This is a genomic window from Blautia sp. AM23-13AC (genome assembly GCF_003435675.1).
GTDB lineage: Bacteria > Bacillota > Clostridia > Lachnospirales > Lachnospiraceae > Fusicatenibacter > Fusicatenibacter saccharivorans.
In genome coordinates, this window is sequence record NZ_QTUL01000019.1 from 39,752 (window position 1) to 51,369 (window position 11,618).

7 protein-coding genes and 2 pseudogenes are annotated in these 11,618 nt (G+C 45.4%); 3 read left to right on the forward strand and 6 right to left on the reverse strand.

Annotated elements, in window-relative coordinates; genetic code table 11:
- Window positions 1–121: 121 nt before the first annotated feature.
- The 6 genes and pseudogenes from DW642_RS15030 to DW642_RS15055 form a co-directional block, all read right to left on the reverse strand.
- Entirely contained in the window at window positions 122–958 is an 837-nt protein-coding gene (locus DW642_RS15030; RefSeq protein WP_117510857.1) for a carbohydrate ABC transporter permease, read from the reverse strand.
- Window positions 958–1,800, reverse strand: a complete 843-nt coding sequence (locus DW642_RS15035; RefSeq protein WP_117510859.1) for a carbohydrate ABC transporter permease — start codon at window positions 1,798–1,800, stop codon at window positions 958–960. The genes DW642_RS15030 and DW642_RS15035 overlap by 1 nt, the downstream gene beginning before the upstream one ends.
- 169 nt (window positions 1,801–1,969) lie before the next feature.
- Entirely contained in the window at window positions 1,970–3,307 is a 1,338-nt protein-coding gene (locus tag DW642_RS15040; RefSeq protein ID WP_055222161.1) for an ABC transporter substrate-binding protein, read from the reverse strand.
- A gap of 281 nt (window positions 3,308–3,588) precedes the next feature.
- On the reverse strand, window positions 3,589–4,848 hold the full coding sequence (locus DW642_RS15045) for an IS110 family transposase (RefSeq protein WP_117510860.1): 1,260 nt from the start codon (window positions 4,846–4,848) through the stop codon (window positions 3,589–3,591).
- Window positions 4,849–5,413: 565 nt separating this feature from the next.
- Entirely contained in the window at window positions 5,414–6,268 is an 855-nt protein-coding gene (locus tag DW642_RS15050) for a LysR family transcriptional regulator (protein ID WP_117510862.1), read from the reverse strand.
- Between the two features lie 272 nt (window positions 6,269–6,540).
- Window positions 6,541–6,752: pseudogene (locus tag DW642_RS15055) on the reverse strand (transposase); the annotation flags it as partial.
- 196 nt (window positions 6,753–6,948) lie between these two features.
- Between DW642_RS15055 and DW642_RS15060 the strand changes: the two are divergent.
- The 3 genes and pseudogenes from DW642_RS15060 to DW642_RS15070 form a co-directional block, all read left to right on the forward strand.
- Complete coding sequence (locus tag DW642_RS15060; RefSeq protein WP_117510864.1) at window positions 6,949–9,132, forward strand: helix-turn-helix domain-containing protein; 2,184 nt, start codon at window positions 6,949–6,951, stop codon at window positions 9,130–9,132.
- Window positions 9,133–9,200: 68 nt separating this feature from the next.
- Window positions 9,201–10,352, forward strand: a complete 1,152-nt coding sequence (locus DW642_RS15065; protein WP_117510865.1) for a Gfo/Idh/MocA family protein — start codon at window positions 9,201–9,203, stop codon at window positions 10,350–10,352.
- A 238-nt stretch (window positions 10,353–10,590) separates the two neighbouring features.
- A pseudogene (locus DW642_RS15070) lies at window positions 10,591–11,544 on the forward strand (IS91 family transposase); the annotation flags it as partial.
- Window positions 11,545–11,618: the final 74 nt, after the last annotated feature.

The window sequence follows — 11,618 nt, forward strand, 5'->3', positions numbered from 1 at the left end:
TTACATTTTCACTATTCCTTTTATAACGTCCGAAAACAGCAGGGAATGTTCACTCACTCTCTGCTGTCTTTTTTTAATTTTTATAATTCTATTTTAATTCATTTTTTAGACAATGTCCACACTAGCCTTTAACCGCTCCGGCTACAACGCCTTCGATAATATATCTCTGGCAGAACAGGTAGAAGATGATAATCGGCACAATTGCAAGAACCAGAGTTCCCATCATTGCTCCCATATCTACAGAGCCGTATCCACCTTTCAGATACTGAACTGCCATCGGCACTGTCTTATATTTTCTCTGATCCAGTACAAGTGATGGAAGCAGGTAGTCGTTCCAAATCCACATTGCCTGAAGAATTGTAACTGTTACACAAGTCGGCTTTGCAATCGGAAGTACAATTCTGAAGAATGTCTGGGTTGGTGTGCATCCATCAATCATTGCAGCCTCTTCAATCTCCAATGGAATGGATTTCATGAACCCGGTAAACATAAAGACGGAAAGTCCTGCACCAAATCCAAGGTAGATCACAACCAGTCCCCACGGATTTCCCATATGAAGCATATTTGCGATCTTGGATAATGTAAACATTTCCATCTGGAATGGCACGATCATTGCAAACAGGCAAAGCATGTAAAGGATCTTTGTAAATTTTGTCTTCACGCGGCAGATATACCATGCACACATGGAGCAACATAAGATAATCACTGCTACAGATAAGATTGTGATAAATAAACTCCATCCAAATGCCTGAATCAGCTGTGTCTGCTTAATACCACGGATATAGTTCTCTAATCCGACATACATCTTTCCGGTCGGTATCTCGAACGGTGCTTTACTGATATAGGCTTTTTTCTTAAAGGAGTTGATAAATACCAGTATGATCGGATACAGATACAGCAGGCTGAGTAATGTAAAAATAACGGTTAATAATGTACCATGTTTTACTTTTTTATTCATTACTGCTGCACCTCCTTTGATGTTGTCAGTTTATTCTGGATCAATGCAATCACTCCTACGATAATAAAGAAGATAACTGCTTTCGCCTGTCCTACACCTTCCCAGCCAGTTCTTCCATAGAATGTATTATAGATATTCAGGGCAAGCATTTCTGACATCTTGTCCGGTCCACCGTTTGTCAATGCAAGGTTCTGGTCGAAAAGTTTAAATCCGTTTGTAAGTGTCAGGAAAGTACAGATTGTAATGGATGGCATAACCATCGGAATTGTAACATATCTTAAAAGCTGTACTTTATTCGCTCCATCAATCTGTGCTGCCTCGATCAGCTCTCCAGGAATATTCTGGATTCCTGAGATGTAGATGATCATCATGTATCCAACCTGCTGCCAGAGCATCAGGATAACCAATCCCCAGAAACCATATTTTGAAGAATATGTAAGTGTTTTCTGGAAATGTGCCAGAATACCATTTAATAACAGCTGCCATACATACCCAAGTACAATACCACCGATCAGGTTCGGCATAAAAAATACAGTACGGAAAATATTGGTTCCCTTAATATTCTTTGTCAAAAGCATTGCTACCGCAAATGCAAAAATGTTGATCAATAATACTGTCACAATTGTAAATAATGCGGTAAACCAAAGAGAGTGAAGAAAATCTCCGTCTCCAAGGATCTTTGCATAGTTGCTAAGTCCAATAAATTTAGCGTCTGTCACCGTTGTGAACTTGCAGAGCGAAAGATATACGCCTAACACAAACGGTGCAAGGAAACCTATCGTGAATGCAATCAGCGTCGGCAATACAAATACCGGAAAATATCTCTTTATTGCTTTTTGCATGTTCTTCTCCTCCTGTCTTTCTTTTCTGTAAAAAGCCTTTCTGCGCCTTTGCTTTTCACAATTCTAATTACATAATTTCAGCCTGCCCCGGTATGCTCGTTGGCAGGCTGTTTGATCTTCTTCTCTATTTCACAGCCTTTTTATCTGCCTATCCTGTGAAAAGTCTTTTTTATTCGTTTGCTGCTGCGTATTCTTCAGCCCATCCATCAACAAATGCTGTCTGTACACTATCCCATGCGCCTGTACCCTGTGCATAGTTCAGAAGAGCTCCACCAAGATTGTTTTTCCAGTTCTCAGATGGCATTGTTGTAAAGTTCCAGCTTACTGGTGTCTTTCCTGCCTCTGTATACTCAGCATTTGCTTTTACAAGCGGGTTGTCCGGAAGGTAATCTGAGAATGTTGTGAACGGTGTTACAAATCCCATCTCGTTAGCCAGCATGTCACGACCTTCATCGCTCTCAACTACCCATTTCATAAAATCAAGTGTTGCCTGAATGTCTTCTTCTGAAGCGTTCTTATTTACACACCAGTAGTTCTCAGATCCTGTACAAAGTCCCTGATTTTCTTCTCCATCAACTCCGATGTAGATTGGAAGCATTCCCATATCTTCATCTGCTACTTCATTATCTTTGATATCATTGTAAGCCCATGTACCATTCTGATAGAATACTGCTTCGCCAAGTGCAAATTCACTTGCTGCGTCATCTCCTGTCTTAGAAGAAATCATAGATGGCTCACATGTAGAGTTGTTCAGATACAGATCCCAGATCTGTTTGTAGTTGTCAAGGTATGTTCCTTTGATTGCATCTGTGCTGTCAATTCCGTCTGCCTTATACTCATAGTAGATTGGAAGATTTGCAAGGTGTGTCTTGAATCTCCAGTCAGAGGAAGAATCCATTCCTGCTGAAGTAAAAGCTCCTTCTACTCCAAGATCATCTTTGTGTGCCTGAATCTCTTCTGCAACTGTCTTAAGTGCCTGGAAGTTATTCAGATCATCAATTGATTTGATACTGGCATCCGGCAATTCGAAGTATTTGTTCAGAAGAGCTTTGTTGTAGATCAGACCATAAGTCTCAATAACATAAGCGATTCCATCTACTGCGTCGCCATCTTTTAATATATAATCGTCAGACTCGACATCTTTATAAACATCGCTGTCTGAAAGGTCATAGCAATAATTTTTCCATGTAGCAAGTCCAACCGGTCCGTTTACCTGGAACAATGTTGGTGCCTCATCTTTTGCCATCTCTGATTTCAACTGTGACTCGTAAGTTCCTGATGCTGCTGTCTGTACATCAACCTGAACACCCGTCTCATCTGTATACTCTTTTGCAAGTTCTACCCACTGGTCAGCCTGCTCTGGTTTAAAGTTCAGATAATAAACTTTTCCGGATGACTTATCTCCTTTCGCTGTTTCATCTCCGCTTGATGTGGCTCCACATCCTGCAAGCATTCCTCCTGCCATTGAAGCTGCAAGTACAAGTGCAAGAATCTTTTTCTTCTTCATAATTGAATCCTCCTTTTATGATTACTTTTCTTTGTTTTTCTTGATGATGTTATTATAAGAAAAAGTTCCAAAATAAGATATAATAAAATTCCAAGAAACATAACACTATTTCAAGATTATTGTAATTTTTGAAGATTTTGTGTATGATACAAGAGTTCGCCAAGAACCAAAAATGAAGTTTGAAACAAATAAGTAGAGAACAGCCACGAAATAGAGGGCATAGCAAACAAACCACCGGATTAGCTGGTTTTGAAAATTGAATATATAAACGCAACACCTAATTAGGAGACCGGCGAAGGCTCATCTTTAATGAGATACCCTCGTTGCCTTAGAAGATTAAGTGCCTGTGAAGTTGTAAGAACTTTTTCTTTTTTCACAGGACGTGATTCAAGAAAACCATCGGATGTATAAGGTTTTAAATCTGTGAGTATGTGCCAGATAGCGGTCAGGATCATACGGCAGCGTGCAATAATGGCTTTCTTGTGGCCACGACGTGTTTTGATACGCTTATAGCGGGTGGTAAATTCAAAATGTTTCTTCGATTTGATTAAAGCATTTGCAATCTGTACCAGAACTGGTTTAAAATAAGAACCAGCACAGGAAATCCGAGTGGATTTGATTTTACGGTCGCTCTTATCATTTCGGGGACAACATCCAGCCCAGGAGACGAGGTGTTTTGCTGTGAGGAAGACAGACATATCACCACCAATCTCTGAAAGCACCTGAATTGCAGTCATTGGATTCTTATCGAATCCAGGAACCGTTCTTATTAAGTTTAAAGCAGCCTCGTATTTATCACTGAGACGAAGGATTTCCTGTTCTACTTCTGAAATGTGCTTTTGAAGTTCGTCTATGTGATCAAGGCACTGTCTGAGCTTTACATCCTGTTCTTTCGAGATATTACCATCAACGGCCGCCTGAATTTCTTCTATTGGAGTTTTACAGCGGCTGTCAACAAAGGGTGACACATCAAATTTTTCCCCAGGGTGCTGCAAAATCTGTTCCGTAATGGAACGGGAAGATTTCCCGAATACATCAGAAAAGACATCATCAAGCTTCAGATTGGAAACAGTAAGACAATTTTGGGCACGATTCTTCTCACCGGTAATCATACAGGTGAGTTTGAAACGGTATCTTACGAGATCCCTGAGTTCTCTGATGTCAGCAGGTGGAATAAAAGAAGGTTTCACCATGCCGCACATGTATAGATCACAGATCCATTTGGCATCTTTGCGGTCGGTCTTGTTTCCTTTCATGGGTTTGGTGTATTTCGGATGGGATAGAGTAACCCGGATTTTGTGTTGCTCTAAGATATTGAAAACAGGGATCCAATACTTGCCGGTAGATTCCATACAGACATCGTTACAGTTGTATTTAGCAAGCCAGACACACAGCTGATGCAAACCTTTAGAAAAGGAAGAAAAGCGAGCCTGCTTATACTCTGTACGATTATTGGAATCCGTGATACCGATACAGGCATAAATCCATGTTTTGTGGACATCAAGTCCACAGAAGTTAAATTTAAAAATTTTAAAAGACAAGTAACTACCTCCTGATAGCATAATGATAAAACGGACAGTGACTGGTCATCCGGCGAGATCGAGTCGACTTCGGAAGAGATAAGTTTCCGGGCTACAGTTATGCGCCACTCATTGATGCCTTAACGGATGACCGACAACATATAAATATGCGAGGTTGCCGCTATACAGCCCCGCCACTCACCTCCACGTGTTCTGTAGTGTGTCAGTCTTATGGAACCATCATATCAGAAGGGAACAAAAATAGAAAGTGAAGGTAACCAACACGTTTCATGGCGCATTGGTGGCTTTCGCAGAAAGACGGGAAATAAATATGGATAAATCCATGTTCATAATAATTCTTTCTCCATAGTCAGATAGTGCAGCTAACCTAAACCAAAACAAAAAACTTCATAAACAACGTCATGGCGAAGCCCCCTTCGCTCTTTTGTTATGTCATTTTTTATTTCCAGCCCATTATACACTATTTCTGACGATTTGAGAAATTTCCTATAAAGCAAAAAAGGCTCGGTGGGTGCAACACCGAGCTTTCGTTTTTCTATTAGAAACTATCTGACAAATCAGAGCTTTAGCAGGTTGCAAGAAATAGATCGGCTTTAGGTTCTGCAACCGAACGGTTAATATAAACAAGATTGAATTCACCAGTGATCTCCATGTCCTCCACTCTAAATGTTGCCAAGTCATTTCGGCAGTGGCTAATTGGTTCATATGCAAAAGTAATCAAATGATCCATTGCAACCAAGTCGCAAATAATAGAAAAATTACTGATGGACGAATGCCGACTGAAGCTGTCCAGTGAATAACCTCTTGCGGCCACGGCTTGTTCCTGAAGCATGTGTGTTCCGGAACCTTTCTCACGCACAAGCAGGCTTTCCTGAAGAACTTCCTCAAGAGAAACGGTTCTGCCTGCAAAAGAATGACGGCGGCTGCATATGCCCAAAAAGCTCTCTTTTTTATAGAGGCGGTGCGGATACTTTTCTTTATCGAACACGCCTTCAATTATTGCAAAGTCCAATTCTCCTCGTTCGAGCATAGCAAGCAATGTTTCGGTATTGTCGACCAGCAGATCAATCTGGTGATTTTCTTTTTTTAGGAATTGGCGTACCGTTGGCACGAGAACATATTCTCCTATGGTTTTGGTGGCTCCCACCCGCAGATGCAGCATATCGGTCTGCGCAAATCCGGCGCGGAGGTCATGCTCTGCTGCCCGTGTGCTGTCGATATGCCGTTTCAGCAGCTCTGCTTCGGGCGTTCTAAGCAATTGATGCCCATCATAAACAAAGAGCTTTACGCCGTAATAATTCTCTAGATAGTGGATGTGCTGCGTTACGCCGGGCTGAGTCATTTGCAGACGCTCGGCAGTGCGACGGTAGTTCATTTCCTCGTACAGGGTCAGAAAGGTTTCCGTTCGATAATCAAGCATAACGCACCGCCCATAATTTGAGATTAACAGGTAATAATAAATGATAATTTCATTTTATCACACGGATGTGATATAATCAAGCCTGTTATCAAGCGAAAAGGAGATTCACCATGAAGATCATAAAGCTGCTACCCGGGATTGTGCTGCCGATCATCGTCGCGCTGCTGGTGGAGATGGGCATGGGAATCGTGTAAGAAAGCTACAAGATAATTGAGCAAAGCCACAGTTCAAAACAAAACTGTGGCTTTTGTCTTTGGATTGAGGAATGGCGTTACGTATTTGCTCGAATTACGCAGCTGATGGATGATGCAATTCTGAATTTCCGTCTTGGGAAATACAGCCCCAATCGCCGCAGAGAATCCCGTCAGGTTATCCGTGCAGGCAATGAAAATGTCCTCCACGCCTCGTTTTTTAGCCCGTTGAGTACCATTGCCCAGTACTTGGCACTTTCGTTTTCTCCTACCCACATCCCCAACACGTCTTTTTTAAGGGCACAACGCACATATCCTTGCTCACTCTTTTTTTCATTTTCTTGTTACGGTCTTTCGGGGCAACAGCCCCATCAAATCGCTTGTAAAGCGATTGTGTTTTCGAAAAAAGCATGATACGATATTGCCATAAGCAGTAATGTTGCAACACATAGCTACAATCTACAATAGTGAAAGGAGACGATCTCACCAATGCGATGCTCCCTTGTTTCCAACAAAATAATCCAAGCCCGTGAACGTTTGGGACTCACACAGCAGCAGTTAGCGGAAAAGCTTTGTGTAACCAACAAAGCCGTTTCCAAGTGGGAATGTGGCGTCACACTTCCTGACATCTCGCTTTTGGTGCCGCTATGCCGTGTTCTGGGTCTGACGGTGCAGGAACTGCTGGATGAATACGACGGCAAATTCGGTAATACCCCCGGCTGCCAGACCACGGAAGATCCTGCGCAGGACACGCTGTTTGCGGCGCAGCAGCACAGCCATTACCTGTATATCGATCTCAAAACCACCTCTACGGTGTCGCCCCATTTGTTTGGCCACAACCTGGAACATACCAGAGCCAGCATCATGGATGGTCTCAGCGCCCAGATGATCCGCAACCGGAAGTTTGCCGGCGCTGCGGCGCGCAACGGCGTAGCGCTGGACTGGGAAGGCATCGGCGAATGCGTGTACTTTGCCAATGAACACCGCCTTCCCGGTAGCAACGCAAACGAAGCTTATGTATGTCATTACGCGCACAACGGCATGTGGCGGCGTAACGAATGTCAGTCCCAGATGATTCAGAACCCAATTCCGAATCAGGTGAGCGGTATCCGTCAAAAAGAGCTCTTCCTTCAAAAGGACAGGAGCTATCCGTTTGCCGTCGTTGTCAAAGTACAGCAGCCGCTGGATGTGCGCGTCGCGCTCACCAACGCCGATGGTACGCAGATTTATGCGGAAACCGTTTTTCCTGTTCAGCCCGTTCTAGCGAAGGAGGATGCACAGGAAGAGGTGGATGAATGGCAGCGCTTTGAGACGATTCTGACCCCCGGCGTCGACGATGCGCATGCCGTGATAAGCATTACCTACACGGAGCAGGCACAACTGCTCATCGGCGCAGTTTCCATGATGCCGGACAATCATTTCCATACCATGCGCAGGGACACCGTGGAAAAGCTCAAGGAAATCGGCGTGCGTCTGCTGCGCTGGCCGGGTGGCAACTTTGCCGGCGAATATCGCTGGCAGGATATGTTCCTGCATCCCGACAGGCGCGCTCCCATGGAGGGCTACATGGAAAATGAAACGCAGCCCTTTACACACGGCTATGACATGCATGAAATAGACACCGACGATTTTATTGCACTGTGCCGTGAGATCGGCGCGGAGCCCTTCCTCACCATCAATGCCGCCTGGGATTCCCCCGAAGTATGCGCCGCCTGGGTGGAATACTGCAACGGCCCTGCCGAGAGCAAATACGGCAGGCTGCGTGCCCAGCGCGGTCATCAGGAGCCCTACAATGTCAAATGGTGGTCGCTGGGCAACGAAATGGGTTATGGCCACATGGAGGGCGCAAATACGCCGGATGGATACGCATCGCTGGTGGAAACGCATGCGCGTGCCATGCTGAAGGTTACGCCGGATCTGAAATTTGTTTCTTCCGGCCCCTATCCGAATCAGGAGTGGGTAGATGTTTCCATCAAGAAGCTGGCTCCCATTGCGCCATACGTTTCTCTGCATACGTACAATTCAGTCCATTGGGACTTCACCTCTCCGGAGGGCATGGAGCGCTGCTATAACGAAATGATCCGCATGCCCATCCACAATCTAGGAATCCTGCGCAGGCTGCATGACATGCTCCCGGAAAAGACATTCATCTCCTACGATGAATGGAATCTGTGGAAAACATGGTGCCGCAATCCTTCCTCCATGGAGGGCATCTTCACTGCGCAGATGCTGCACATGTTCATGCATGAAAGCGAAAAACAGCGCATGCCCATGGCCTGCTACTTTGAGCCGGTTAACGAAGGCGCCATGCAGGTGCATCCGGATCATACCGAGCTGACGGCAACCGGTCAGGCCTTTGCGCTGCTCTCCCGGCATGCGGGCGGAAAGCTGTGTACGGTAGATGGTGTAGAAGACTTTGAAGTCGTTGCCACCATCGATGATCATCATGTGCTGACCCTGACGATGCTCAACCTGAACTGGCAGGAGGAAACTACTTACTCTCTGAATAAATGCGGAACAATTCTGGAAAACAAGGTACTTCAGGCCGAAAATCTGTTGCCTGGTACCCCGTTTACGGAAAATCCCCTGATGATTCATGTCGAGGATGATATTATCAAGGCGAAGCTTCCACCCCGCAGCGTTGCCTGTATCAGTATTTCACTCGTCGAATAACATACACGGAATGCAAAAAGAATAAAACGAAAACAGCAAGTCGCTCACAGCATGAAAGGAGTAATTTTATGAAAAATGGAAAGTTGACGGTTGCCATCGTGGGCATGGGGTTCGGCAGCTGCTTCCTGCCCATCTATCTGAAGCATCCGGATGTGGAGCATGTCATTATGGTGGATACCAATCCGGACCAGCTGAAGGCGCTAGCAGATATGTACCTGCTGGACGAAAGCTACTACACCACCGACTTTGAAGCGGTATTGCAGAACCCAGATGTGGATGCGGTCCATCTGGTCATTCCGCCCGCGCTGCATGCGCCCATGTCGGTTCAGGTGCTCAACGCAGGCAAGCACTGCGCCTGCACCATCCCCATGGGTATGTCCATGAAGGAGCTGGAAGACGTTATCAAGGCGCGGAAGGCTTCCGGCAAACACTATATGTTCATGGAAACTTCCGTCTACACCCGCGAGTATCTGTATGTGAAGGAGCTGTACGAATCCGGCGCAATGGGCAAGCTGCAGTATATGCGCTGCGCCCACTATCAGGATATGGAGGGCTGGCCCTCTTACTGGGACGGCTTCCCGCCCCTGGCACATCCCACCCATGCCATCGGCCCCTGTTTTGCTCTGGCAGGGCAGCGTCCGGTCAGCGTCTTCGGCAGAGGCTCCGGCAAGGTCCGTCCGGAACTGGAAAAGCAGTACGGCTGCCCCTTCGCCTTTGAGTCTGCTCTGGTGGCCTTGGAGGATGGCGAGACGACCGTTGAAATGGAGCGCTTCCTGTACCATGTCGCCCGTGGCTACAGCGAATGCTTTAATATCTATGGTGAAAACAAGTCCTTTGAGTGGGATCAGCTCAACGGCGACAAACATGTGATGTTCAGCCGGGATCTGGTTTGGGAGAACGAGAACCGCGGCGGCAAGATCGATGAGGAATACGTTCAGGTCCCCGATTATGCCCATCTGCTTCCGGACGTCATTGGCCGGTTTACCTACGAAGTGGCCTATGACGAGGTCAATCCCCATCTGTCCTTCAAGCAGGGCGGCGGTCATGGCGGTTCCCATCCGCATCTGGTCCATGAGTTCGTTACCAGCATTCTGGAAGACAGAACTCCCTTCCCCTCCGATATCGATGCGGCCTACTGGACCGGCGTTGGTCTCCTGGCCCACGAAAGCGCCATGGAAGGCGGCACCGTAAAGTCGCTGCCCAAGTACGAAGAGCTGTAACGGGAGCCGGTAAAAACGCAGTCTCCCCAAAAAAGCCGAACCAATCGTTCTGCCTCAAATTGTCCATACAGCCAAGAGGGCTTGCCTTGATTTTGCCCAGCAATGCATCTTCAGCAAAGACCGCGGTCAAGGCTTCTCCCACAATAAAAAAGTGTCTGCGACACTCTCAACTCCCCTAACCCCTCATTCATGAGGGGAAGGGGTTTTCTTATCTCCTTCTTTATTGTAAAATTCTATTATGAATATATTACAATCCATCTTTACCGATTATTATGAACTCCATCCTCGTCCTGCTGTCATTGAAAATGTCAACAAGATGATTCATTGTGGTGACCCTTCTTACGGTGGTGCCATGTATGGCTGTCCTCACTGTGGAAATCTTAAATTTGTTCCCTTTCGCTGTAAAAGCCGTTTTTGCCCTTCCTGCGGAAACAAATACAACCAGCTTCGTTCTTTTCATATGTCCTGTAAGCTTGTTTCTTGCGTTCATCGCCATTGTGTTTTCACTATCCCAGCGGAACTTCGCGTTTATTTTCTCGAAGACAGGACTCTCTTAGATTGTTTATTTCATTCTGTTCGTGATGTTGTTTTACGCATGTTTTCCAAAATGAATAAAACCGAAAACTTTACTCCTGGGCTTATCTGTATTCTTCACACTTTTGGGCGTGATTTAAAATGGAATCCTCATATCCACGCTCTCATCTCCGAGGGTGGGGCTGGTAACATCACTCCTTGGCGTCCTGTCAAACACTTTGATTACAGTTTCCTTCGTAATGCTTTCCGCAAAGTCCTGCTTGAACGACTTACCTCCCGCATTGGTCCGACTTTTCGCAAAGTCAAAAATGAAATGTACACGAAACACGCTGACGGCTTTTATGTCCGTGCAAAGCCAAATCTTTGCACTCCTGATATCACCATTAAATACATCAGCCGATACCTCGGCAGACCTGTTATTGCCACATCGCGTATTGATACTTATGACGGCAAAAATGTAACCTTTCATTACACCAGACACGAAGACAATAAAACTGTTACTGAAACCATTCCTGCTTTGAACTTCATTCAAAAACTCATTGTCCACATCTCCGAAAAACATTTTAAAATGCTTCGCTACTATGGGATATATGCCAAACATCATAAGCAGGAAATGAAGCTCCGTAAATGTATTTCTGCCGAAAAACAATGTTTCCTACATTCTAGTTAGCAACCACCTGTTCAACTGGTGGTTTATTATTAGCCCTCCAAAGGGCTATTGTTACTGCTCGC